At 36.9% G+C, this 26,938-nt stretch carries 23 protein-coding genes; 15 read left to right on the forward strand and 8 right to left on the reverse strand.

Going from position 1 to position 26,938, the window contains the following annotated elements:
- Positions 1-488: 488 nt before the first annotated feature.
- On the forward strand, positions 489-2,087 hold the full coding sequence (locus tag V5290_RS12595) for a glycerol-3-phosphate dehydrogenase/oxidase (protein WP_333386255.1): 1,599 nt from the start codon (positions 489-491) through the stop codon (positions 2,085-2,087).
- Between the two features lie 175 nt (positions 2,088-2,262).
- Here V5290_RS12595 and V5290_RS12600 read toward each other — a convergent pair whose 3' ends face one another.
- Both V5290_RS12600 and V5290_RS12605 read right to left on the reverse strand, forming a co-directional pair.
- Positions 2,263-2,997, reverse strand: a complete 735-nt coding sequence (locus V5290_RS12600) for a DeoR/GlpR family DNA-binding transcription regulator (protein ID WP_333386258.1) — start codon at positions 2,995-2,997, stop codon at positions 2,263-2,265.
- Complete coding sequence (locus tag V5290_RS12605) at positions 2,994-3,707, reverse strand: glycerophosphodiester phosphodiesterase family protein (protein WP_333386261.1); 714 nt, start codon at positions 3,705-3,707, stop codon at positions 2,994-2,996. Before V5290_RS12605 ends, V5290_RS12600 begins: the two co-directional genes overlap by 4 nt.
- Before the next feature lie 312 nt (positions 3,708-4,019).
- Between V5290_RS12605 and V5290_RS12610 the strand changes: the two genes are divergently transcribed.
- The 7 genes from V5290_RS12610 to V5290_RS12640 all read left to right on the forward strand — a co-directional run bounded on the left by V5290_RS12610 (position 4,020) and on the right by V5290_RS12640 (position 12,581).
- On the forward strand, positions 4,020-5,048 hold the full coding sequence (locus V5290_RS12610) for a C4-dicarboxylate TRAP transporter substrate-binding protein (RefSeq protein ID WP_333386264.1): 1,029 nt from the start codon (positions 4,020-4,022) through the stop codon (positions 5,046-5,048).
- Positions 5,049-5,296: 248 nt separating this feature from the next.
- Positions 5,297-5,773, forward strand: coding sequence for a TRAP transporter small permease (locus V5290_RS12615; protein ID WP_333386267.1), 477 nt, complete (start codon positions 5,297-5,299; stop codon positions 5,771-5,773).
- A gap of 8 nt (positions 5,774-5,781) precedes the next feature.
- On the forward strand, positions 5,782-7,065 hold the full coding sequence (locus V5290_RS12620) for a TRAP transporter large permease (protein ID WP_333386269.1): 1,284 nt from the start codon (positions 5,782-5,784) through the stop codon (positions 7,063-7,065).
- A 72-nt stretch (positions 7,066-7,137) separates the two neighbouring features.
- On the forward strand, positions 7,138-7,932 hold the full coding sequence (locus tag V5290_RS12625; protein WP_333386273.1) for an HAD-IIB family hydrolase: 795 nt from the start codon (positions 7,138-7,140) through the stop codon (positions 7,930-7,932).
- Between the two features lie 417 nt (positions 7,933-8,349).
- Positions 8,350-9,720, forward strand: a complete 1,371-nt coding sequence (gene glpT / locus V5290_RS12630; protein WP_333386276.1) for a glycerol-3-phosphate transporter — start codon at positions 8,350-8,352, stop codon at positions 9,718-9,720.
- Positions 9,721-9,855: 135 nt separating this feature from the next.
- Positions 9,856-10,932: a glycerophosphodiester phosphodiesterase gene (gene glpQ / locus V5290_RS12635; protein WP_333386279.1), complete on the forward strand. Its 1,077-nt coding sequence runs from the start codon at positions 9,856-9,858 to the stop codon at positions 10,930-10,932.
- Positions 10,933-11,219: 287 nt separating this feature from the next.
- The gene (locus V5290_RS12640) at positions 11,220-12,581 is read left to right on the forward strand and encodes an MDR family MFS transporter (protein WP_333386497.1); all 1,362 of its coding nucleotides are present in this window, start codon (positions 11,220-11,222) and stop codon (positions 12,579-12,581) included.
- A 96-nt stretch (positions 12,582-12,677) separates the two neighbouring features.
- Here the strand turns inward: V5290_RS12640 and V5290_RS17560 are convergent, their stop codons facing one another.
- Positions 12,678-13,070, reverse strand: a complete 393-nt coding sequence (locus V5290_RS17560) for a GGDEF domain-containing protein (protein ID WP_416351617.1) — start codon at positions 13,068-13,070, stop codon at positions 12,678-12,680.
- Between the two features lie 450 nt (positions 13,071-13,520).
- Here V5290_RS17560 and V5290_RS12645 point away from each other — a divergent pair, with 450 nt between their 5' ends.
- The 7 genes from V5290_RS12645 to V5290_RS12675 all read left to right on the forward strand — a co-directional run bounded on the left by V5290_RS12645 (position 13,521) and on the right by V5290_RS12675 (position 21,059).
- The gene (locus V5290_RS12645; RefSeq protein ID WP_333386283.1) at positions 13,521-14,870 is read left to right on the forward strand and encodes an ABC transporter substrate-binding protein; all 1,350 of its coding nucleotides are present in this window, start codon (positions 13,521-13,523) and stop codon (positions 14,868-14,870) included.
- Positions 14,871-14,952: 82 nt separating this feature from the next.
- Complete coding sequence (locus tag V5290_RS12650; RefSeq protein ID WP_333386286.1) at positions 14,953-15,816, forward strand: sugar ABC transporter permease; 864 nt, start codon at positions 14,953-14,955, stop codon at positions 15,814-15,816.
- 5 nt (positions 15,817-15,821) lie between these two features.
- Positions 15,822-16,784, forward strand: coding sequence for a carbohydrate ABC transporter permease (locus V5290_RS12655; RefSeq protein WP_333386289.1), 963 nt, complete (start codon positions 15,822-15,824; stop codon positions 16,782-16,784).
- 2 nt (positions 16,785-16,786) lie between these two features.
- Positions 16,787-17,884, forward strand: a complete 1,098-nt coding sequence (locus V5290_RS12660; protein WP_333386292.1) for a sn-glycerol-3-phosphate ABC transporter ATP-binding protein UgpC — start codon at positions 16,787-16,789, stop codon at positions 17,882-17,884.
- A gap of 13 nt (positions 17,885-17,897) precedes the next feature.
- On the forward strand, positions 17,898-18,917 hold the full coding sequence (locus tag V5290_RS12665; RefSeq protein WP_333386294.1) for a LacI family DNA-binding transcriptional regulator: 1,020 nt from the start codon (positions 17,898-17,900) through the stop codon (positions 18,915-18,917).
- A 233-nt stretch (positions 18,918-19,150) separates the two neighbouring features.
- On the forward strand, positions 19,151-20,323 hold the full coding sequence (locus tag V5290_RS12670; protein WP_333386500.1) for a divalent metal cation transporter: 1,173 nt from the start codon (positions 19,151-19,153) through the stop codon (positions 20,321-20,323).
- 211 nt (positions 20,324-20,534) lie between these two features.
- Complete coding sequence (locus tag V5290_RS12675; protein WP_333386297.1) at positions 20,535-21,059, forward strand: DUF6795 domain-containing protein; 525 nt, start codon at positions 20,535-20,537, stop codon at positions 21,057-21,059.
- 249 nt (positions 21,060-21,308) lie between these two features.
- Here V5290_RS12675 and V5290_RS12680 read toward each other — a convergent pair whose 3' ends face one another.
- From V5290_RS12680 to V5290_RS12700, 5 genes are all read right to left on the reverse strand, one after another.
- Complete coding sequence (locus V5290_RS12680; RefSeq protein WP_333386299.1) at positions 21,309-22,097, reverse strand: DeoR/GlpR family transcriptional regulator; 789 nt, start codon at positions 22,095-22,097, stop codon at positions 21,309-21,311.
- Between the two features lie 183 nt (positions 22,098-22,280).
- Positions 22,281-23,813: a glycerol kinase GlpK gene (gene glpK / locus V5290_RS12685; RefSeq protein ID WP_333386302.1), complete on the reverse strand. Its 1,533-nt coding sequence runs from the start codon at positions 23,811-23,813 to the stop codon at positions 22,281-22,283.
- Between the two features lie 66 nt (positions 23,814-23,879).
- Positions 23,880-24,698 (reverse strand): MIP/aquaporin family protein, encoded by an 819-nt coding sequence (locus tag V5290_RS12690; RefSeq protein ID WP_333386305.1) that lies wholly within the window; start codon positions 24,696-24,698, stop codon positions 23,880-23,882.
- A 631-nt stretch (positions 24,699-25,329) separates the two neighbouring features.
- On the reverse strand, positions 25,330-25,950 hold the full coding sequence (locus V5290_RS12695) for a DUF4136 domain-containing protein (protein ID WP_333386307.1): 621 nt from the start codon (positions 25,948-25,950) through the stop codon (positions 25,330-25,332).
- A 69-nt stretch (positions 25,951-26,019) separates the two neighbouring features.
- A complete protein-coding gene (locus V5290_RS12700) occupies positions 26,020-26,937 on the reverse strand; it encodes a guanosine pentaphosphatase (protein ID WP_333386310.1) in 918 nt (305 codons plus the stop codon).
- Position 26,938: the final 1 nt, after the last annotated feature.

Here is a 26,938-nt window from a genome sequence, read left to right on the forward strand (position 1 = left end):
TCAAGTCATAATTTAAAGCATGACAAAATCATTAGTTGCTCAATATAAAGTAGGAAAAATTAAATAATTAACAAAATAAAGCCGGAAGTGTTGTATTTGTTGGGGTATGAAGAGATGGTTGTAAATGAAATGTAACCAAAAGCCGGTAAATTAAATTAGTTTAGTTGATAACTATTTTAAGTAATAGTTTGAGTGGAAATGAATAATTACTGAATTATTTTTGATGATAAGAATGACTGGTTATGTCAACTATATTTAATATGACTGTTTTCCATTGAAGGCCTTTTCTCTGAGTTTACATCGTGAATGTGCAGCTTAGTACTCGGATATATTCTATCAAATGTTAATTATTGAACTTAAATCTATTTTTTATTCATAAATGCTCAATAGAGAGATTAAATTGTTAAATGCAGTGTTAATTAGAAGATATTTATGCTCTAATCTGAACATTAAAGTGCGTTATCGAACATTTTTCAAAGGATTACGAAATGAGCCTCAATAGAACGAACAATATTAAACAACTAGCCGAAGAAGAGTTAGATGTCCTCATTTTAGGTGGTGGTATCAATGGTGCCGTTGCTGCTGCCTCTCTGGCTGCTAAAGGCGTTAAAGTTGGACTAATCGATAAAGGTGATTTTGCTGGAGCAACAAGCTCTAACTCTTCGAACCTTGCATGGGGTGGTATTAAATACTTAGAAAGCCATGAATATCGTTTAGTTAATAAACTTTGTAAGAGCCGTAATAATTTAATGAAGCATTACCCGTCATCAGTGACCGAGGTTCGTTTTTTAACGACTATTCAAAAAGGTTTTCGATTCCCTGTTTGGTTTGTATTCATGGGGACACTGGCTTATTGGTTATTTGGCCGTTTGTTCACTATGGCTCCTAAGTATCTAACACGTAATAAAATTAAAGAGCTTGAGCCAAGTATTAAGGTTACTGGTGCACAGGCTGGTTTCGAATATTCAGATGCCTTTTTAAAAGATAATGATTCGCGCTTTGTATTTAACTTTATTACTGCTGCTGCTAAGCAGTCTGCCATCGTTGCAAACTATGTAGAGTCAGTGAATGCGGTACGTGAAAATGACCAATGGGTAATACAAGCAAAAGATACAACCAATGATCAAGCATTTACTATCAAGGCTAAAACTCTGATAAATGCTTGTGGTCCACTAGTTGATCAAGTTAATAAAAGTACTAAACAGAAAACATCTCACCATCACTTATTTTCTAAAGGCGTGCATTTAACGGTTGATCGTATTTCGAAAGAGCATCGGGTATTGGCATTTTTTGCTAGTGATGGACGTTTATTCTTTGTGTTACCGATGGGCTCTAAAACGTGTATTGGTACAACGGATAATCAAGTTGAAAGCCACCAAACACATGTTACTGATGAAGATCGTCAGTTCATTCTTAATAATGCTAATAACTTATTAGATTTAGACAAACCATTAACTAAAGATGACATTATTGCTGAACGATGTGGTGTTAGACCATTAGCTATTGAAGCTGAAGAGGGTGTTGCTGATTGGGTTGCGTTATCACGTAAACATGCCATTGATGTTAACAAGGCAGATAAACACATCAGTATTTTTGGTGGTAAATTAACTGATTGTATTAATGTTGGTGATGAAATTTCAGATATCGTCGAAGATTTAGATATTCCTATGAACAGATCTAATGCGCTTTGGTACGGGGAGCCTGCTGAGCAAGTTAAAGCTAAATTTATGAATGAGATGAAACAGTTCAATATTGATAAGCTAACGCCAAAAGGTGCACTTGAGCCATTGTCTACTCGCTTCTGGCGTCGTTATGGTGAAGATGCGTTTATTTTGCTTGAAGCGATTAAACAAAACCCTGCTAAAGCTAACCTTGCACTGGAACATACTGAGTTTACATGGGCAGAAATTGATTGGGTTGCCGAGAATGAAATGATTGTTAATCTTGATGATTTACTTCGTCGACGCTCAAAAGCAACTTTAGTTATTCATAAAGAGCTTTTAGATAATGCTGAAGGGTTGGAAGCTGTAAGCGAACGTCTGTTTGGTGAAAATGCTCAACAGAAAGTAGCTGAGTTCCGTAGCTAAGCTATTTCAAACTTAACACTGCTTATACTTAAAACAGCATGAGATAAGCAGTGTCTAGACCAACAACAAGCTTACTTATTTTACTTTTTAAAGCAGCCTCCTCGTTGTCAATTTCGTTAAAGGCAACAGTTATTTAAACCTTTAATTGAAATTTTTCTACGCTAAATAGACCGCTTTATTTTATAGATACTAATGGAAGTTCTGAAGGTAGGTTATTGTAGTTACTGTAAACCTGATCAAATTCTGATAATGCAGCGACTTTTACTGAAGCAGAAATTGTCCATTTAGTTGCATCGGCTACTAACCATGTTTGGCGTGAGTTTTTTACAATACATCTTGAGATTTCTGCTTCAGCGGTTTCATGCTCCATTGCTGCATGGCTAGCGGTTATTCCTGCACAGCCTAATATGCCAATATCAGCTTCAAAATTATTGAAGAACTCAGTGACATTATTGCCAACAACATCTTGTTGTTGCGATCTAAATAACCCGCCTGCAATGTACACTTCAATATCTGGGTTCATCTCAAGAATTCGAACAACCTGTAGGTTATTAGTGATCACTCTGTGTTTGGTTTTTAAATAATACGCAATACGTGTCACTGTTGTACCTATTCCCATCATAATGGTTGAACCATCAGGAATAGCATGAGCTACTTTTTTGGCTATTTTATCTTTTACATCAAACTGTATATCACTGCGATATTGATAACTGCTATTGGTTAATTGTGCTGGTAACCCTACACCACCATGGATACGACGAGCATATCCAGCTTTACAAAGTTGATTTACATCTCTGCGGATAGTTTGCGTGGTCACTTGAAAATGCTCAGACAGTGTTTCTATCTGAACATCTTCCTTTTTGCGTAAACGTAACAGAATATTCTGTTGGCGAGCATTAAGTTTTATCATGCGTTAATAAATACATCTGGCTTATCAGTGATGATAATCTCTACGCCCCAAGACCTAAATTTATCAGCTTGTGTTACATCATTAAGCGTCCAAATAATGAGTTTAAGCCCTTGGTCTGTGATTTTCTTTGCCATCGTTTGTTCTAATATTTTATGATCAAGGTGTACGCTATATAGGTTCAGTGGTTTTAGTTTTTCCAATGTAACCAATGGATCATGCTCGGTAATGTAACCTAAACGAATTTCTGGCATAACTTGATGGCAGTGTGTGAGCGCTAATTCAGAAAAGCTAGACAAAATAAGTTTTTCATTCGGAAAGTTTACTTTAGCTAAAACTTTTGCAATCTCATCTACCAGTGGCTCAGCTTGGTGTGAGTGGTGAATTTTAATCTCCAGGTTCATACTCAAGTCATTCTCCATGAAGAATAACAAAGTATGTTCAAGCGATATAATTTGCTCACCGATAAATGCTTCTGAAAACCAACTCCCGGCATCCAATGATTGCAATTGGCTCAATGTTAAATCAGCCACTAAACCTTCACCGTTTGTACAACGATCTACTGTTTCATCATGGAAGATAACTGGCGTTTTATCTGCGCTAAGTTGTGTGTCTAACTCAATCCATTTAGCACCTGATTGCAGTGCTTTTTTAAAACCTGATAATGTATTTTCTGGGGCTAATGAAGCTGCACCACGATGACCTGCAATCATATATCTACCTGTAATGTTCATTTGAACGTTAATGTTTTTGTTAATGATAATGTATTTTAGAAAATATAAAAGGCTTAAAAATATAACAGATTGTCATATAAACTTAACAATTCAATGCTATTTGTACGTTCTGGTCTACATTTTTGTAACCAACTATTTGCACGATAATGATTTTCATATGATTCTACAAATGTTCATATGAATAATTTTGTATGGCTTAATAAAAAGCACATACAGCTTAATTCACTATTTTTTTGTTTTAATGAATGAACCTATTTATTAAAACTAACTTTACAAACGAAGGTACTATTTATGATAAAGGTCATCGGAACCGTATTAACCGCTGTTGCATTGCTTGTTGGTTGTGGCGAAAAACCTGCTGAAACAACGAAAGGTGCAGAAGGTGCTAAAACAGTTGAGCCAATCGATATCAATATGAGCTTGGTATTTACTCAAAATGAATTATTGACGCAAGAGCTGATTAAAGTGGCTGATAAAATTCGTGAACGTACCGATGGCGGCGTAAACATCAAAGTTTATCCTGGTGGGCAATTACCAGTCTATAAAGATAACCTTGAACAGGTTGTTAACGGTGCTGATTGGATTGCTGTTGAAGATTTAAGTTACCTTGGTGATTATGTTCCTGACTTTGCTGCATTAGCTGGTCCGATGCTATATAACTCTTACGACGAATACTTAGCAATGATGGATACTCAGTTAGTTGCTGATTTAACAGCTGAAGTTGAAAAGAAAGGCATTAAAGTTTTAAACGCTGATTACATGTTTGGTTTCCGTCATATGATCACGAACAAAGAGATTAAAAACTCTGCTGATATGAAAGGCATGCGTATTCGAGTTCCTGGTAGCCAATTATTTATTAGTACATTAACGTCAATGGGTGCTGCGCCAGCATCATTACCTTTCCCTGAAACTTATGCAGGTGTTCAACAAGGTGTTGTTGATGGTCTTGAAGGTTCAATTTTGACTATGTACTCAACTAAAATGTATGAAGTTGCTAAAAACATGTCATTAACTAAACATTTCTTAGGTACTGTCGGCCTATATATCTCACCTAAAGTTTGGGATAAATTTACGCCTGAACAACAGCAAATCATTAATGAAGAGCTAGCAGCAGGTGCAACTTCAAATACCGCTGAATTAGTTAAGTTAGATACTGAATACACTCAAAAGCTACAAGATCTAGGCGTTAAATTTAACGAAGTAGATAGCGCTGAATTCAGTAAATTGACTGCTGATGTTTATAACCAATTCCCAGCATGGAGTGATGATATTCGTAGCCGAATTGGTGCGGAACTTGAAAAAATCCGTGCTGCTGAGTAAGTAATTTATCAGTTATAAAAAGTACTATTAGGTAACTGCTTTATTGTGATTTCAATAAAGCAGTTATTTTTTTAACGTTAAATAAATATGACTAAAATTTCACCACACCATTCACGATTGCTTCAATAATAAGTCTTTAACTGTCGTATTTTGAAGGTATAAGTTGGCTATTTTATTGCCTTTTGTACTGAGGCAGTGTGTCTGGTAGAACAATGATTATATTAATTAGTTAATAAGTAGGAGAAGTCATGGGCTTCTTAGTTAAAAATTTTGAAGAGATATTCGCATCCATTGCAATATCTATTACCATTTTGATGGTAATTATTAATGTATTCCTTCGTTATGGGTTTGGCTTTGTTGTGCCATGGAGCGAAGAACTGGCCGTTATCTGTTTTATTTGGTCAGTCTATTTTGGTATTAGCTCGTGTTACAAACATAAGCTACATATGGGAGTTGATGTTGTCGTTGCATTATTACCTGCAAAAGCAAAAGTACCATTCAACCTTGTGGTTTTATCATTCTTATTAGCTATTAATTTGGTTCTGGCTTACTTAAGTTACGATTATATGATGCTATCAAATAAAGTGTCCCCTGTGATGGGCATGTCTTACTTTACGATTAATGGTGTGTTGTTTCTGTGTTTCTCTTTGATGACGATTCATACCGTAAACTTCATCCGAAGTGATTTAAAACAGCTGTTCAAAAAGCAACCCAATACTATATAGGTGACACCGTGGAAATCTATCTTCCAATTATTATGTTGTTCGTTTTGTTTTTATTAAACGTACCCATCGCATTTTCATTAATCGCTTCTTCGTTGGTTTATTTTTTATTTATTAATACCTCGATCCCAGTTAGCTTAGTTATGCAGCGCTTTATTTCGTCTGCCTCATCTTTTCCATTATTGGCGATACCCTTCTTTATTATGGTGGGCTCTGTCATGAATTATTCAGGGATAAGTCGAAGTTTACTATCATTTGCAGATTCATTAATTGGCCATAAAACTGGTGGACTTGCGCATGTGAACGTTGCATTAAGTACGTTAATGGGCGGAATTTCTGGTTCAGCTAATGCAGATGCTGCAATGCAATCTAAAATACTTGCTCCTGAAATGACTAAACGTGGCTATGACTTACCGTTCACGGCTGCAATAACTGCAGCTTCATCAAGTATTAGCCCTGTGATCCCACCGGGTATTAATCTTATTATTTACGCGTTATTAGCTAATGTTTCGGTACATGAAATGTTTATTGCTGGTTATGTACCCGCATTTATGATGGCATTATCTTTAATGGTGACGATTGCAATCATTGCTAGGAGACGTAACTACGCACCATCAAGAACTGAAGCGGCACCCGCTAAAGAACGTCTGCATTATTTAGGTAAAGCTGTTCCTGCTTTATTAATCCCATTTGGCATTATTTTAGGGATGCGTTTTGGGTTATTTACACCAACAGAAGCGGGTGCGATTGCTGTTTTATTGTGTGCCATTATTGGGTTATTTGTTTATCGTGAATTAAAAATTAGCCACGTCCCTGCCATTTTCAAAGAGACAATTCAAGGTACCAGTAGTGTCATGTTTATTATCATCGGAGCGATGATTTTTGGCTACTACATGACTTTGGAGCAGATCCCACAGAATGTAGCTTCTGCACTAATTTTAGTGACTGACAACAAGCTCGTTCTATTAATGCTAATCAATTTATTGTTATTAATTGTTGGTATGTTCATTGAAGGTGGGGCGGCAATGATTATCTTAACGCCATTACTGTTACCTGCTGTACTGAACCTTGGAGTTAATCCAGTTCACTTCGGCATTATCGTGATTGTTAATATTATGATTGGCGGAGTAACCCCCCCGTTCGGTTCGATGATGTTTACGGTTTGTTCGATACTGAAAGTAAAACTGTTGGATTTTGTTCGAGAGGTGTTGCCACTTCTATTCGCATTATTAGTTGTATTAATGCTGTTAACTTATTCAGAAGGTTTAGTGATGTTTTTACCTAACTTGCTATAAGTTGATCATCTGTTTGTATTTACTTAATCATTAAATACAAACAGATAAGTCCCATAGATATTAAGAGATATAATGAAACTACCAAAAAAGACTTTAACTAATGAATGGAAAGACGTGCAATGGGTGCTGACTGATGTTGACGATACATTAACTTGGCATGGTCAGTTACCAGCAGAAACATTAATCGCTTTATCTGCATTGCAACGAGCTGGTTTGAAAGTGGTTGCCGTAACCGGAGCATGTGCCGGTTGGTGTGATCATATTGCACAGCTTTGGCCTGTTGATGCGGTAATTGGTGAGAACGGCGCATTTATAATGGAAAAGAAAAACGGTTTCTTAACCGTAAGCTCCGGCGAATTAATGTCTACTATTGTTGAAAAGCAATCCATATTAAAACAACAAATAATAGAAATTTTGATTGATTATCCAGAGTTAAATTTAACCTTAGATCAATCTTATCGTCTATGTGAGGTTGCCATTGATATTGGACAAAATCGAAAGCCAGTTTCCCCAGATATTATTGCTGAAGTCATGTCGAAAATAAATGCTTTAGGCGCAAATGCTACTGCAAGCTCAATTCATATTAATAGTTGGTATGGAGAGCACTCTAAAAAAGCTACTTCATTCAGTTTTTTACAAGAAAAGGGGTTATCTGAAGCGCAGATCATAGAGCAAGCTTGTTATATTGGTGATTCATTAAACGATGAATTAATGTTTGCTAACTTACCTAAAAGTGTAGGAGTCGCTAATATTCAGAATTATTGGAATAAGCTTAAACATCACCCGCAGGTTGTAATGTCTGAGCCTGGTGGTTATGGTTTTGCTGAATTCTCCAAACTGTTGTTGGCTGTTAAAGACAATAGTTAAGACTAAAAAAGATATAACTGCTTCAAAGTACTGAGAAGTAAATATGGCCACTTACTTCTCAGCTTATTCTGTCTTTAATATTTTCTCATTGCTATTAATGTTGTTTGCTTCTTTAGTACTTTTCCACCGCCTCCCTATCATCTTCTGCTTTTTTAATATTAACAGTGTTGCTCTTTCGAGTATTTCTTGAGCGATAATGTTTTTATTTATTCTTTTATGTTCCTTTTGGTTCTTTTTAATGAAAATTTCATTGATTTAGATCATTCACTTGTTCGTTTGTGATCTGTTTATCGGAAATTGTTGTTCGTTTGAGCGAATATGCTCTCGAATGTCTGACTGCAATAAAATTGTCATGTTTAGGCGTAAATAACTAAAGCTAGCAAGCATGATTCTTGCTATTAACCCAAGGAATTATTTATGTTCAACCTCTTTCGGCCATTAGCTCATATAGAGAAACTACCTCAAAATGAAATTGACCCTCTATATAAACGCTTACGCTGGCAATTATTTTTAAGTATTTTTATTGGCTATGCTGGTTATTACTTAGTACGTAAAAACTTTAGTTTAGCAATGCCGTTTTTAATTGAAGAATATGGTTATAGTCGTGGTGATCTTGGGGTTGTGCTTGCTTCCGTATCTATTGCTTATGGCTTGTCAAAGTTTTTGATGGGGAATATTTCCGATCGTTCTAACCCTCGCTATTTCATGACTGCCGGTTTGGTCATGTCTGCCCTAGTAATGTTGTGTTTTGGTTTTATGCCATGGGCAACAGGTAGTATTACAGCAATGTTTATACTGCTTTTTCTAAATGGTTGGTTTCAAGGAATGGGTTGGCCTGCTTGTGGTAGAACCATGGTGCATTGGTGGTCGCACAAAGAGCGTGGCGGTATCGTATCTGTTTGGAATGTCGCACATAATGTTGGTGGAGGATTAATTGGTCCTCTATTCTTGTTGGGGTTATGGGCATTTAATGATGACTGGAAAGCTGCTTTTTATGTGCCTGCTTTCTTTGCTTTGTTAGTTGCTTTCTTTACTTTCTTGATGATGAAAGACACTCCTCAATCTTGCGGTTTGCCTGCAATCGAAGAATATAAAAATGATTACCCAGATAATTATGATGATTCTTTTGAAAAAGAAATGACAGCGAAAGAGATCTTTTTCAAATACGTATTTAACAATAAATTATTATGGTTTATCGCTATTGCAAATGCCTTTGTGTATTTAATTCGATATGGTGTTTTGGACTGGGCGCCAGTGTATTTAAGTGAAGTAAAAGAGTTCTCTGTAGATAAATCCTCTTGGGCTTATTTCTTGTATGAGTGGGCAGGTATCCCAGGCACTTTATTATGTGGTGTGATTTCTGATAAATTATTCAAGGGTCGTCGTGCGCCTGCTGGTATTTTATTTATGGTACTGGTGAGTATTGCGGTCTTTGTGTACTGGTTTAACCCTGCAGGTAATCCAACGGTTGATATGATTGCATTGGTTGCGATTGGCTTCTTAATTTATGGGCCGGTTATGTTAATTGGCTTATATGCATTGGAACTTGCACCTAAAAAAGCGGCGGGTACTGCTGCAGGTTTAACAGGTTTATTCGGATACCTTGGTGGGGCGGTAGCTGCTAATGCATTATTAGGATATACCGTTGACCATTTTGGTTGGGATGGTGGCTTCTTAGTGATCACTCTAGCTTGTGCATTCTCTATATTTTTCCTTATTTTGGCGATGATCGGGGAAAATAAAATTCATAAACAACGCCAACTTGATCAAGAAAGTGCAAATGCTTAAATGAACCGAGTTGAACTCTTTCATTAAGTGATAAGTCTGATTAGTACTTCTGTTAGGTAACGTAAACCCGTTTTACATTGTTAATGTAATACGGGTTTATTTTTTATTGGTTTTAAGACAAGGAACAACAACATCATGATTCAATTACCAAACTTAAAAAAATGGTTAGTAACGGCTTTAATTGCAATACCCTTAGCTAATAGTGCATATGCAGAAAAAATAGTTGTAGCTCACCGAGGGGCAAGTGGCTATTTGCCTGAGCATTCCATGTCAGCTAAGTCAATGGCTTACGCTATGGGTGCAGATTATATTGAGCAAGACGTTGTTATGACGAAAGATAATGCACTGGTGGTATTACATGACCATTATTTAGATCGAGTCACTAATGTTGCTGATATTTTCCCTAATCGTAAGCGTGAAGATGGACGCTACTATGCGATCGACTTTACTTTAGCTGAAATCAAACAATTGGATATGACTGAAGCTTTTACTATTAAAGAAGGCAAGAAAACAGCTATTTATCCAAAACGTTTCCCACTTTGGCAGTCGCATTTCAAAGTACACACGCTACAAGATGAAATTGAAATGATTCAAGGGCTCAACACTAGTACTGGGCACGATGTGGGTATTTATGTTGAAGTTAAAGCGCCTTGGTTTCATCGTCACGAAGGAAAGGACATCAGTGGTGCTGTGTTAGATGTGTTTAAGCAATATGGCTACATTAAAAAATCTGATTTAGCTTATTTGCAGTCTTTCGACGTTAATGAATTGAAGCGTATTAAAAATGATTTATTACCTCAACGAAATATGGATATTAAACTTATTCAGCTAATGGCAGAAACAAGTTGGGGCGAAACCAAAGAATATATTGATGGTAAAGCTCAAGACTATAATTACGATTGGATGTATCAACCTGGTGGCATGAAATTGATTGCTGAATATGCTGATGGTGTAGGACCTTGGTACCCAATGGTGGTTTCTCCTGATTCAACACAAGGAGATCTTATTTTTACTCCTTTAGTTGAAAATGCACATGAAGCGGGCATGAAAGTACACCCTTATACATTCAGAATAGATGAAGGTCATGTACCTGAATACGCAAAAGATTTTGAAGATTTTTTAAATATCTTTTTCTATAAAGCGGATGTAGATGGTGTATTTACTGATTTCCCTGATCGTGCTGTTAATTTTTTAAAGGCAACTAAAGAGTAAATTTATCATACTCAATTAGCAATGCTCTTGTAGAGCATTGCTATCTTTACTTAACGACTTAACGACTTAACTACAAAGTAAATAAATTCAAGTTACCCCAAAATTTTCAATATGAAAAATAAATAGGTTGATGTGTTTTGATATTCTGCCATCATTTACTTATTGTTTTATCAATAACGAGTAATTAACGTGTTTCCTCTTTCTTTCTCTTCTTTATTCATTAATACATGAGTACTGCGCTTACTCGTCAGGCTTTTTTAATCTTTTTTTCGGCTGTTTTTTTGCCAATGTTTTTGGCGGCTGTTGATCAGACAATTCTTGCAACGGCTACACCGAGTATTGTTGCTGACCTTGGTCAATTACACCTATCATCGTGGATCGCAATAGGCTATTTATTAGCAACGGTTGCGACTGTGCCCATTTACGGTTGGTTAGGCGACAGATATGGTCGTCGTAATGTATTAGTTTGGGCATTAGGTATTTTCTGTATTGGTTCAGTAGTGGGGGCATTAGCAACCAATATGACTGAGTTAATTATGGGGAGAGTTATTCAAGGCCTTGGTGGCGGTGGATTAATGAGTTTATCGCAAGCTTTAATTGCAGAACTTATCCCTCCGAGGCAACGAGCGAAATACCAAGGCTATTTTGCCTCTATGTTTGCCTGTGCCAGTATTGGTGGACCTGTTATTGGCGGCTTAGTGGTCACTCACTATACTTGGCATTGGTTATTTTGGGCTAACATTCCTTTGGCAATGATTGCTGCTTGGCGTTTACTTTGTTTGACGCCTAAAACAATACTAGAACATAGAGATAAACCAATTGATTGGGTTGGTTTAATGGTTTTTCCTGCATTGTGTACGTTATTCTTATATTGGGCCTCAGTAGGGGGGCAAGACTTCCAATGGTTATCTCTGACTAGTGCTGCTTACTGGCTGTTATTTATTGTGTTGGGAGTGATTTTTTACCGTAATCAATGCCGCCATAAAACCCCTTTTTTACCTAATCACCTGCTGGTGGATAGAGCGATCTATATCCCTTTACTAACCTCATTACTATTTGCATCTTGTATGTTTGCTCTGATCTTTTTTCTGCCTATTTATTTGCAATTAGGGCTGAAAACTAATGCTGCAACTTCTGGTTTATTATTATTGCCATTAACTGGTGGACAGATATTTGGAGCCTTATGTAGTGGCCGTATAATGTCGAGAACTGGCGTGCCTAAATGGATCCCTGTTATTGGTATGTCATTGTCTTCATTCGGTTTTATTGCATTGGGAAGTTTGCCACCAGAACCAGTTTTAATTGGTTTCCTTGGGATGCTTTGCGGTATTGGTTTTGGCACTGTGATGCCAACAACACAGCTAGTCATTCAAACTGTGGCTGGTAAGAGTAATGTTGGGACAGTAACTGCTTTAGCTTCTCTAAGCCGTAATTTAGGTGCTGCAACGGGGACAGCTTTATTTGGTGTCTTGTTATATGGGCTGTTGCCTGATTTTGATCATAATACCAGTATTGAAGCTTTACGAAATGGCCCTCGTGAACCCGTGGTGAACGCTTTTCAAACTTGCTTTTATATTGCAGCTGTCATTGCTGCTTTTGCTGCGTTAAATGCCGCACGAGCACCACTCATTACACTCAGTAATGATTAATTATTAGGATTGTTGTTGTCATGAGTAACTTAGTTTTTACCGCGTTTTTGGGATATATATAAGAAGCTATCGACACGTTTAAACAGCGTGTCTTTATTATCTTGTTTTTTTAACCTCTGTTAAACCAATACTCATGGTGATTTTAGTGTTTTCTTGATTGTTAAGATTGACCTTTGAGGTGATTTTATTAATTACTTTGTGACTGTCGAACAGTTTGGTATTCGGTAGAATAACAATGAATTCTTCTCCGCCTATTCTGAACATCTGGTCTTCTTTTCTTGTTGTAGACTGTAATGTTTCTGCGATATCTTTTAATACAAGATCACCGGCACTATGACCATAAATGTCGTTGATTTTTTTAAAGCCATCGACATCAAGTAAAGCAATAGAAAAAACAGTATCATATCTTTGATAAAGAGAAATAAGCTCTTGGACTTTTTCATCGTAGGCTTTTCTATTTTTATTCCTGTTAAAGCATCGATATAGGATAACTCTTTATTTTCTGCTATTTGCTCATTTAATTGGGTAAGCATTTCGTTATAGCTTTCTATCAAAATATTAATATCTTTAATGCGGGATTAAAAAATCTATCCTATGTGCATGTATTTAATAATATTTTCATTGAATTTTGGTGGTGATTTTTTCAAATTTTCATGCAGTAAATTGTAGTTTATTTAAGCGTCTATATGTCCAACTTTACTTTTTTCCTATCTGATATCCTAACCTTACATTGTTTTTGCATAAATAGTGACCAATCCCACAATGATCAAAACCGGTTTTGAACATGTTAGACAACGAGACCTAGGTCAAATAATAACCAATCACATTTAAGGTAGACTGAATTAAATAAATAAAATTACTCAAATAAAGGTGATTTTGTGAGTTGACTCCGACGCGATTAAACAGCTTATAGCGCTAATATCAAATGAGGAAATGACAATGAAAATCAATAGATTCAGTATCGGGCTTGTTGCGGCAAGTTTACCTTTTTCAAGTTTAGTTAATGCTACAACCGTTGAATATTGGACTACACAAACACAATCAGATCGCCTTCAAACTATTGAAATAATGGCTGATGTCTTTGAAGCATTAAATCCTGGTATCGATGTGAAAGTGATCGCTGTTGATGAAAATGATATGCCTAAACAAATTGCCGCCGCTGCAGCAGCAGATACCTTGCCAGATATGATTGAGGTCGGCTCTGATTTGTCTTTAGCATTTGCGGAAGAGGGTATCGTAGATGCTAAGTCGAGCACCGAGTTAATTCAAGCATTAGGAAAGGATCGTTTTTATGCAGGAGCGCTGAAATTAGTCGAAAGTGCCGCGCTGAATGAATATGTGTCAGTACCTTACAGTGGTTGGGTGCAAGGTATATGGTATCGTGCTGATTGGTTTAAAGAGGCTGGACTTGCTCCCCCGACAACTTGGGAAGCAATTGAAGCGGCTGCAAAATACTTTTATAAACCCAGTGAAAATCAATACGGTATTTTAGTTGGCACCAAGGCAGATAATTACGCTGAGCAATGCTACACACAATTTGCTTTGTCTAATGATGCTGGTCAGTTCAATAGTGATGGCGAGCTTATTTTTAATTCTTCGGCACAAAAAGAGGTATTAGACTTTTATACAAATTTAGCGCAATACAATCCCCCTGGTCCACAAAGCTGGCGAGCGCGTGATTATTATCTACAAGGTAAGTTAGCAATGTTCTTCTATTCTTCTTATATTTTAGATGATATTGCCCTAGCGGAAGCGGCAGCGAGCTCATTGAGTTCTGAGAATTTTAAAGATTTAAAAGGTGCGGCTTTTGATCCTGATTTAGCCAAGAATACTCGTTTAGCAACCACTATCACGAATAAATCACCGTCTTCATTTGGTACTTTAGTTGGGTTTACCATGATGAAAAATGACAATAAAGAAGAGGTACAAGCAACTAAAGCTTTTATTCAATATATGAATGAAAAAGATCAAGTCGTTGCTTACTCACATATGGCGGTAGGTGGACATTTACCTATGTTACGCGATATCGCTGAGACCGATGAATTTTTGAATGATCCAAAAGGCATTTTTGCCCAGTACGGCAAAGAGTCTATCAAAGAGATTGTGGCTGGTTTTGATAGCATTAAAAACTTTTCAGTAGTTGATGGTAAGACCTTTCCTAAATCTGGTGAAATCTTTGCAAAACAGATTATTCCTCGCATGATTTATCGTGCTGCAATAGAAAAAGAGCCAACACAAACTGCCTTAGACTGGGCAGAAAAACAGATGCAAACGGTGATCACTGAATAACAATAAGCATTTAATTTATTTATCGAGTGATGGCTGCTCATAGTCATCACTCGATATCTAATTGTGCGGTTAAGGAGAGATGATGACACCATTAGAACGCGCTGAAGCCAGATTTGGTTGGAAATTAGTTGCTCCAACGATTGTTATCTTAGGCTTACTTATATTGTACCCGCTGATGTACAACGTGTATTTGAGCTTTTTCGATGTGCAATTAAATGGATCTAAAATCTTTGTTGGTTTGGAAAATTATATAAAGCTGTTATCTAACACTGATTATTACAGCGCTATTGCTACTACTAGTTTGTATTTGTTTGGGACAGTGGTTGGCACTACATTACTTGGGTTAGCGATGGCATTACTTCTACGTGACCCTTTTATGGGCAGAGGCTTAGTGAATGCAGCGATCATGTTGCCTTATGTTGCTCCTGTTATTTCAGTAGTATTTGGTTGGCAGTTTTTGTTTGATCCTATTTCTGGCGTAGTAAATTATCTATTTGTTGATTTGTTAGGTTTGTGGAGTGAACGCAGTAATTTAATTGGGGATCCTGATTCAGCATTATGGGTGGTCGTGTTATTTGATATTTGGAAACATGCTCCGATAGCTTACTTACTTATTTTATCCAAATTGGTATCCATTTCACGAGATCAATATGAAGCTGCAGCTATTGATGGTTACGGTCCAATAGGGCGCTTTTTTCATGTAACCCTACCTGAACTTTACTTTGTTTTAGCAACGGTAGTGTTACTGCGTTTAATTTGGAATTTGAACCGTTTTGAAGACGTTTATCTATTGGCTCCGAATGTAGAAACCTTACCTATCTTTACCTATTACCAAGCTTTTACTGGCGTTATTGATCAAGGGTTAGCCGCAGCGACATCTGTTATTCAATTAGGTGTACTGTCCATCTTTATTTGGTTCTATATTAAAAAAATCATGAAGTGGTAACAATTATGTTGGGAAAAAAAACTATTAAAGGACGTATTGGATTTGCTTTAGCTATCGTTTTGTTAGTCAGCTTTAGCTTATTACCTTTTGCACAAATTTTGTCGACCTCATTAAAGCATCAATATGACTGGGGAAACCCATCGTTGATCCCACAAAGCATTAATTTAGATGCTTATAAAGAGTTATTAGGGGTAACCGAACCTGAACAGGTCGAGATACCTGCTGCGATTCAAAAAATACTCAATAACCCTAAGTTATCAGAAGATAAAAAGCAGGCAATAGCTGCTAAATACACGGCTAACGATAATTTATTCCCCTTTGGAAAGTACATGCTAAATAGCGTTATTTTTTCCGTTGGAGCAGCAAGCTTCTCTTTAGTTTTCTCTGTTATGGGGGCTTATTCAATCAGCCGATTACGCTTCAAAGGACAAGTGGTGATACAGCGCTCGGTATTGTTTGTGTATATGGTTGGCGGTGTATTGTTGATGGTGCCACTTTATCAGATGGCAATGAATGTTGGGTTAGCTTCTTCTTTATGGGGAAGTGCTTTTTGTTTGTTCCTTATTTACATTGTACAAACATTACCTGTGGGCATGTATATGTTGGGTAACTATTTCCGTGGTATTCCATTTGCACTTGAAGAGGCGGCTATGATGGACGGTTGCTCTCGAAAAGAAGCAATTATTAAGGTGGTACTGCCGTTATCCTTACCTATGTTGGCGACGGTATTTATTTATTGCTTTATCATCGGCTGGAATGAGTATTTATTTGCTTCAGTATTTTTAAAGCAATATCCAGAATTTCACACTTTACCATTGGCTCTACAAGAGCTATTCGTATCAAAAAATGCAATTTGGGATCGTATTATGGCAGCTTCTATGCTGACACTTGCTCCGATTGTAATTTGTTTTCTATTTGCATCTCGCTTTATGAAAGGCGGTAAAACGGACGGTGGGGTTAAAGGGTAATTATGGCGGCAATTGAATTAAAAAATATCGTAAAAAGCTTCGGTGATACTGCTGTAGTTAAAGGCATAGATTTAAATATCGAAGATGGTGAATTTGTGGTTCTTGTTGGGCCATCAGGGTGTGGTAAGTCTACCACACTAAGGATGATTGCTGGATTAGAACAAGCCACTTCAGGTGATATTGTGATTGGTGATCGGGTAGTCAACGATATTGAACCGCAGCATCGCAATATAGCGATGGTTTTTCAAAACTATGCGTTATATCCACATAAATCAGTGAAAGAAAATATTATTTTTGCACTGCGCAGACAAAAGGTGGATAACCAGGATATTGAACGCCGTTTAACAGAAGTATCTGAAATGTTGCAACTAGAAGCATTACTGGATCGTAAGCCTGCTGATTTGTCAGGTGGGCAACGACAACGCGTTGCTATGGGGCGCGCGATTATTCGTGAAGCAGATCTGTTTTTGTTTGATGAGCCTTTATCGAATTTAGATTCCAAACTTCGTAGCCATATGCGTACCGAAATAGGCAAAATTCATAATAAGTTTGGTCGGACTAGTGTTTATGTCACTCACGATCAAGTAGAGGCGATGACTTTAGCTGATAAGGTGGTGGTATTGCATGATGGTTATATTGCGCAAGCTGGTACACCGATGGAGGTTTATTTAAATCCTGCTAATGTGTTTGTTGCTCAATTTATTGGCTCTCCTTCGATGAACATTATAGAGGGCAGGTTATTTAATGATTATTTACAGGTGGGTAATTACCGCTTGCCCAGACAACAGTTGTCTAATGTTGCTTTGCAAACGACCATTAATGAACAAGGCCTTCCGGTAAAAGTAGGTATTCGACCTGATTTCTTTAACGATAGCCGACTATTTCCTGAAACTGATAACACCTTTAACTTTAACCAGTTACAAATTGATTTAATAGAGCCTATGGGATTCGATAAGGAGATCTTATTTAATTTAGCTGGTGGGTCGGTGAAAGCTCGATTAGATTTACGGTCAGAGTTTAAACGTGGTGAGCGCGTTGATTTAATTGTCGATTTATCCCGTGTTTTATTATTTGATAATGAAACTGACTTACGCTTATAAATAGGGATAAGTGATGTCTATTAAACAATTAGCTGAGTATTTAGGACTTTCTAAGTCAACGGTATCAAGAGCATTAAATGGTTATAGCGACGTTAATTCTGATACGCGTTTAAAGGTATTAGAAGCTGCTAAGATTCTTAGGTATAAAGCTAACCCAACCGCGCAAAGGCTAGCCTCTGGGCGCTCTAAAAATATTGGTATTATTTTACCTGCAAATGATCGAATGTTTGTGTCTTCTGCTTTTTCTAAGGTATTGGCTAGCGCCTCTGAGTTATTGATAGAACATGGTTATCAATTGATTGTGACCACCATTTCATCGCTGCAAGACGAACAGAAAGTCTATATGGATTTTATTAGTAGCGGTTTAGTTGATGGTTTGTTTATTGTAAGAACTCGCCATAACGATCCGCGTATCACCTTATTAAAGGTACATAACTTTCCCTATGTTTGTTTAGGTTATGAGTCCGGTTATCAAGAGGATAGATTTGTTGATGTAGATAACCAGCATGCCTTTTATCAATTAACACAACGTCAAATTAATGCTCGACATCAGCGTATTGCTTTTCTTAATGGGCCTGTGCAACTTACGTTGGCGATGGCTCGAGAGCAAGGTTATTTACAAGCAATGCGAGAAGCCACATTAAAGGTTGATAAAAACTATTTATTATATGGAGAGTTAACAGAGCGTGATGCTATTGAAATGACTAAACAGTTAATGGCGCTAGCTGTTCCCCCGACTTGTATATTATGTGCTGATGACGCGATGGCGTTAGGCGCTATCGTTGCCTGTGAAAAGTTAGGCTATCAACCGGGTGTGGATATTGCTATTGCTGGCTATGGTAACTATGAACACAGCCAATACAACAAACCATCAATTACCACACTGGATTATGATACTCATGCTGTTGGTGAACAAATGAGTCAGTTGATTTTAAATCAATTAGAAGGACAAACATTTGCTACGCAAAACTGGCATAAGGCCTCGATTATCATTCGTGAGTCTGATCTTTTCGAAGAAAAATTTAACGCTTAATTATCCTGTGTGAATCCATTTTGCCTTTGAGATATATCTTTTTTCAAAGAAATAGTGATTTGACGGCTAAAAATCTATTAATCCTTAGAAAGTCAGTCTTTTTTGCTTTTTTATTAACCATTAATTATGTATGTTAACCGACCATAAAAATATCCTAATTCGAGTTAAAATAAATGAATGATGTCGTACCAAATTTAAAATCACGCTTAAATGCGTTTGGCCCCGGAATATTAATGGCAACCGCTTCTATTGGCGGTTCACACCTTGTTGCTTCTACACAAGCTGGTGCTATTTTTGGATGGCAATTACTATGGTTAGTGGTTGCTGTTAATGTACTAAAGTATCCTTTTTTCCGTTTTGGCGTTGAGTATACTTTGGCGACGGGTAATAACTTAATCGAAGGTTATAAAATTAAAGGGCCTTGGTATTTCTATTGTTTTACCGCATTAAATGTATTGGCTGCAGTAGTGAGTACAGCAGGCGTTTTGTTATTAACGGCTAGCCTTTTGCATTATGCCTTACCGGTGAATGTGTCAGTGACCTTATTATGTTGGTTAATATTAGGTGTTTGCTTAATGATTTTATTATTTGGTCATTTTAAAGCTTTAGATAATGTAGCCAAAGTGATCATGGTGGTATTAACTATTACAACGGTCGCCGCTTTTATCGTTGCCTTTAATAATGGACCAATGACGCCTGCTGATTATGAAGGTCCATCGCCTTATAAATTAGCTATGTTAGGCTTTATGGTTGCTTTGATGGGGTGGATGCCAGCTCCGATTGAAGTTTCTGCATTAAGCTCTCTTTGGTTAAAAGCAAAACAAAAACAACAGGTGATCACTAAGAAGCAAGGCCTGTTAGATTTTAATGTTGGTTATTGGTTAACGGCAGTATTAGCATTAGTGTTTTTTGGCTTAGGTGTATTAGTGCAATATGGCCAAACGAGCGGAACAGTACTTGGCGGTGTTGCCTTTGCGCAGCGACTAATTGATATGTATGCATTAACTATTGGTGAGTGGTCTCGTCCATTGGTATCGATGATTGCTTTCTTGTGTCTATTTGGTACGACTATTACTGTATTAGATGGTTATTCACGTACTTTAAATGAATCACATAAATTATTAGGGTTTAAACAGTCTAAGCATAGCTTAAATATCTGGTTATTAGTGCAATCTCTAGCTGGTATGATTATTGTTTTATTCTTTAAATCAGCACTGGCACCTATGTTAACCTTTGCGATGACTTTAGCCTTTATTACGACACCTGTATTTGCTTGGCTTAACTTTAGATTAGTGAAGTCTGAACCTAGTATTCAGCATGGTAAGTTTTTACAAGGTCTGACTTGGTTAGGCATGCTTTATTTAGTAGGATTTGCTTTGGCCTTTTTGATTTGGAAGTTTTTTTAAACATCTTGTTTTAGACCTTTAAAGACTAAAAAATGCCGCATTATGCGGCATTTTTTATAAGTTAAACCTCATTTTTTTGATTTAATACCAATCACAATAAATAGCTCACTTCTTAGTTGTTTTTTCGTAAATTAAATAATGATTTATGCTCGAGATGAACGGTTATTACAGCGTAAAATTTAGAGTATTTATTTAATAAAGAGTAAATATCATGGCTTTAATAAAACAGAGTTTATTCATTATTGTTAGCATTTTATTATTGCTTTATAGCTTTTCTGTTAACGCAGGTATATTTGGTTTTTTTAATCGGGAAAGCTTTTTATTATCACCTCCGGTACAGGGCCAATTATTAGAGTCTGGTAAAGCTGTAGTAGGTAAAACCATTTATAGAGAGCTATATTACGATGGCCGACATTTAGATCAAACGGTAACTGACCAACAAGGTAGATTCACTTTTCCTGCTTCTAGTATCCGCACCTCAACACCGACCAGTATGTTTGGTAATGACTCATTGATGCAACACATCTATTTTAGGAAGGCTGATGGAAATGAGTTTACGTTGTGGTTAGCTAAATTATTTTACGAGGGGGATCAAGACTCATTCACCTTAAAAGAGCAATTAATCAAATTAGAGTGCGATATAGCAAATAATGCACAGACTTATGATGTGCCTGTACAAGAAAATCCTGACCACAATATAGTTGTTCACACGCTATGTAACCTCAATGCTGGATGACAAAAGCGAGTCAACAGTGCTATTCATACGGATTTCTGCCTTAAATTATGAACAACTAGCAGTATTGCCTATTTTATATAAAAATACGCTTCGATTAACCAAAGCTGAGGTTATGTAATCGGGATTGGCCCTAAGATTGAGTTTGTTTATACGGCTTGTATATGCAGATAAGCATTCTTTAATTTTATCTGCACCAAGGGGAGATATTAGTAAACCTTTTAAATATGATGGTTATTTACATTATTATCATTAGTCAGATTTTTCAGTGGTTTGACTATTAATCACTTCTAACGGAATGTTATGTTCTTTAAGTATGCTGACAATTTCATTAGGTGGCGTTAAGTCTGTGATTAACATGTCTAACTCGCTGATATTGCCTAGATTAACCATGGCATTACGCCCGAACTTCGTATGATCAACTGCGAGAAACACACTGCGACTATTTTCAATAATCGCTTGTTTTACACGCACTTCATGATAATCAAAATCTAATAATGAACCATCATAATCAATACCACTGATACCGATAATGCCAAAATCTAAACGGAACTGTTTAATAAAGTCTAAGGTTGCTTCACCGACAATACCACCGTCTCTATTACGAACTTCGCCCCCTGCTAGAATGACTTTAAAATCATCGTTTGCCATTAAAATACTCGCTACGTTGATGTTATTAGTAACAATACGTAAACCTTTATGATTTTTTACCAGTTCTTTAGCAATGTATTCAGGAGTTGTTCCAATATCTATAAATAGGGTTGCGCCATCTGGAATGTATTTAACTAATGCTTGCGCAATTGCATCTTTCACATGTGATTGACGTTCTTTTCGGTCATTGTAAGACGTATTGACTGAGCTTTGTTGCGTTGTTGCCCCGCCATGGTGTCTGCGGATTTTATTTTCATCGGCAAGTTCATTGAGATCGCGGCGGATAGTTTGTGGGCTGACATTAAAGTGTTCAACAAGGCTTTCAGTACTTACGTAGCCATTTTTTTGTACTAAATTAACGATCTCTTGATGTCTTGTTGTCTGTTTCATTGACCCTCACTCCGGTGCTCATGGCGATATTTATTAAAAACAGTTTACTGTGTGCGCATTATGAATAGCAAGTTTAATGAGTGTTTTAGGTTCGAATGAGAGACAAATATACAATAATTTTAAAGTATCGATAACAAAAGAGCGCTCGAGGCGCTCTTTAATGGAAGTTATGATTTGAATTACTTAAGGCGTATCTTCGTTATCTTCATTATGAAGATCTGCCCATATCGTTGCACATTTTACTGCGCGCTTCCAACCATTGTAACGTTGCTCACGTTTTTCTTGTACGGCAACAGGTTCAAAAGAGTGTTCGATAACTGCTTTATTCTGTAACTCATCCAGGCTTTTCCAATAGCCTACTGCAATACCTGCTAAATATGCTGCTCCTAAAGCTGTTACTTCCGTAACAGCAGGGCGCTGCACTGTTGTATTCAATACATCTGATTGGAATTGCATTAGGAAATTATTAGCTACTGCTCCGCCATCAACACGCAGTGAAGCCAATTGCATATTTGCATCTGCTTGCATCGCATCTAATACATCGCGAGTTTGATAAGCGATACTCTCTAACGTTGCTCGAATAATATGATTTGCGCTAGTCCCACGTGTTAAACCAACAATGGTACCGCGTGCATAAGGGTTCCAATAAGGTGCACCTAAACCGGTAAAGGCTGGAACAACATATACTCCGTTTGACGAGCCTACTTTAGTTGCAAAGTATTCAGAGTCTTTAGCATCTGAAAGTATTTTCATTTCATCGCGTAACCATTGAACTGATGCTCCTCCCATGAATACTGCACCTTCCAAGGCGTAAGTTGCTTCACCAGTTGGACCACAAGCCAAAGTCGTGAGTAGACCGTGATTCGAGGCTATTTTCTCTTTACCTGTATTCATTAATAAGAAACAACCTGTACCATAGGTGTTTTTAGCTTGACCTTTTTCTACACACATATGGCCGTATAATGCCGCTTGTTGATCACCTGCTATACCTGCAATAGGAATACGCGTACCACCAACACCACCGATATTAGTTTTGCCGTAAACTTCAGAAGAACTTTTTACTTCAGCCATCATTGATGCTGGAATACCTAGTTCTGCAAGTAGTTTTTCATCCCATTGTAATGTATTGATATTAAATAGCATGGTACGAGAAGCGTTAGTGTAATCTGTTACATGTACGCGCCCTTGTGTCATTTTCCAGATCAACCAAGTATCTACAGTACCAAATAATAATTTACCAGCTTCTGCATCTTCACGCGCGCCTTCAACGTTATCTAAGATCCATTTTACTTTAGTGCCTGAGAAGTATGGGTCTAACATTAAACCTGTATTTTCACGGACATAATCTTCTAATCCATCACGCTCTTTTAATTCTTCACAAATAGCAGCTGTGCGACGACACTGCCAAACAATTGCGTTATAAACGGGTTTACCCGTCTCTTTATTCCAAACAATGGTGGTTTCGCGTTGATTAGTAATGCCGATAGCAGCTACTTGATCACTACGAATGCTCGCTTTCGCTAAAGACTCAGTTAAGACAGAGCTTTGTGTTGCATAAATTTCCATTGGGTCGTGTTCAACCCAGCCAGAATGTGGATAAATTTGTGTGAATTCACGTTGAGAAACACTAATGATATTAGCTTCGTGATCAAGAATTACTGCACGAGAACTGGTAGTGCCTTGGTCTAAAGCAACGATATATTGTTTATCTGTCATTATATTTTCCTTTTTACTATTTAATCTGAATAAGTGCCGTTATTGAAATCGGCATATTTGTATTTTTTAATCACACTCATTAGGAATAGTGCAACCGAAACCTTCTTCTGGTAGGTATGGTGAAATAACTTTTGGGTAAATCCATGCCCCAAAGCAGGCGCCTAAGATAGGTGCAACAATGGGTACGATGAAGTATGGAATTTCTTTTGCTCCTGTTAGTGCAAAGTCCCAACCAGCTAAATAAGCAAATAACTTAGGACCAAAATCTCGAGCTGGATTCATTGCAAAACCTGTTAGTGGACCTAATGAGCCACCAATCACAGCAATTAATACACCGATTAGTACTGGGTTTAACGGGCCACGAGGAGCTCCGTTATTTTCATCACCCAATGCTAAAATCGCGAAAATAAGAACTGTTGTAATAACAAACTCAACAAAAAATGCTGTCACTAAAGAAATTGATGGGTGTGGGTAAGTAGAGAAAATACCTGCCGTTGATAATGCTTCTTGGCTGCTTCTTACAAAGTGATGAGCGATTTCATAATCACTGAATAAGTTACTATATAGAGCGTAAACTAAAGCCGCAGAGCAGAATGCGCCTAATAGTTGCGATACAATGTAAGGCAATACTTTTTCTTTGTTAAACCCGTGAAATAGAGCAAGTGCAATGGTAACAGCAGGGTTAATATGTGCACCAGATACACCTGCAGTACAATAGATGGCAATTGCAACACCCATTCCCCACATAATACTAATTTCCCATTGGCCAAAGTTTGCACCAGTTAATACTAATGCTGCAACACAACCGACACCAAAAAAGATTAATATTGCTGTACCAATGAATTCAGCAATACACTGACCCATTAATGAATGTTGTTTACTCATCTTGCACTCCTTTTACTTTAATTAGATTATTTATACTTTTCATTTTGTTGAGCACAAAGATACTTATCATTAACATTTTTACTACATTAATAAATTTATTATGAGCGTTCGCTCGCATTTTGTTTTAAATCGAGCTTTTTTTAGTTGGTTTGATCATATTTTTACTAAGTTAAATAATGTAGATAATATTTTTTATCATAGATTCTTTAATACTATTTCTTAAAAATCAAAAGGGTACAAGTTATGTAGTGGTATTGTATGACTAATCGATAGGGAGGGTTGATGTTCATGCTGTTTATTAACTTTTCATTAAAGAAAGTTTTACTTTCGTTATTAACTATAGTGATCGTATCAACCAGCATCCTTCGATTAACTTTAAAAAGGGCGATTAAGAAGGTTAATTTTAAAAGGTTCACTTACTCGTTTGTGCGTTAAATTAAGCCATTTTTTCTAATTAGAGTTTAGGTAGCTTATCTAAAGTGATTGGGGAAAGACTTAATTATGTATTTCGGTTTTAAGAAGTAGCGACTTTTACATATGTGTCATACTGCTGAGTTTCATCTTGATTGATGCACCAACACTCTTCATTGTCTAACGTTAAGACTCAGCTATTGTGAATAGCCAATAGAGCTTATTCATTACATTGACCTTGATAAGGTATCTCAGCCTTTTTTATTTGACCATTTACACCAGGAAAATCAACAAACATAGCATCTAATAGCTGGTCAAATACTCCAGCCATAATTTCACATTCACCTATGCTGGTTACTTGTGCTTCATATATTCTTTTATCTGTTTGAGCATTACTGATATCTAATGCTAGTAAGCGATTATAAGTGGTGACAAGATTGCTCGTTACCTGATTTATTTTCTTATGGCGATCCCTGTGATGTAAACGAGCAAATTTTCCTCGGTGTATTAATCTTGAGTGTGTACGAATAACTGGAGCGGTAACAAGGTAGGTGTCACCTTCATCAATGTCATAATCAAAAGTGGCAATGTATTCTGCCTGTGCTTTATCTGTGACGACGTTATAACCGGTATTATTCAATTTATTCGTTATTTTTTGCTTATAACTAGCAAGTTCTAAAGAATTTTTAGGAAGGCCTTGAGCTGCAGTAAGGTAGATATTGCCAGAGGTGGTTAATTGCTGTTGATAAAAAGTAGTACGAGTGGTGTCAACGCTATAAGTACTACATGCGCTAACAAGTATAATAAGTGTTAATAAAGTGGTGAACTTGATTTTTTTCATCTACATACCCTTACATAATACAACGTTTCAGTTTTGATCTGTTTTGGTATTGAAAAGGTGTTGTTTAGATTAACTAAATTTACTTTGTCCATTAAACATCATGCTAATTAAACCTTCTCTCAATGCACCATTAGACAACTGCATTTGTTGGATGTTCAAAGATTCGAAAAGTGCTATTAAAATCGCTAATCCACTGGCAAAAACAGGCATTCTAGAGGCTTTTAAACCTGCTATATTAAGTTGTTCTATGGTGTTACAAGCGATACATTGTTGTTTAATTTGTTGTAATAACTCAAAAGATAATGAATTACTGAGTTGTTGTACTTGATTTACTTCATTAACAGCCTGAATCGTACCTGATGCACCTAAGGTTAGTTGCCAATCAAATGCACTGTATTGAGTTTTAACTGTAGAGATAACTTGTCTAGCGGCATTGATTGCGTTATTGAAGTTGTATTCACTAAGTTGCTGGTCGGCAAAATAATGGCTTAACCAGGTTACACAACCAATATTCAAGCTATTAGCGATATGAACTTGATTGCCTTGTCCTACTACTAACTCTGTACTTGCGCCGCCAATATCTATTACTAATAGTTTTTTATCGGTTTGTTCAGTGTAGGAAACACCTCTAAAAATTGTTTTAGCTTCTTGCACGCCAGAGATTAGATTTATTGGGTAACCAAGAATCTTTTCAGCTACATCAATAAATTCTTGGCTATTAACGGCAATTCTTAAAGCTGCAGTCGCGGTGATCAGTACAGTAACTGGCTTGATTTGGTCTAACAACAATCTAAAGTTTTCTAGGCAAGCCCATCCTCTTTGCATTGTTGTTTGATCAAGTTGTTTGTCGCCATTTAAACCAGCAGCTAGGCGTACTTTTTGTTTATGTTTTGAAACAACGTTAAAACCATTTCCTTGCTTACTGACTGTAAGCATATGGAAGCTGTTAGAGCCTAAGTCAATAATGGTGTAACGTGCTTCTGTCATA

The organism is Psychromonas arctica (genome assembly GCF_036697365.1).
In the GTDB taxonomy this organism is placed as follows: Bacteria; Pseudomonadota; Gammaproteobacteria; order Enterobacterales; family Psychromonadaceae; genus Psychromonas; species Psychromonas arctica_A.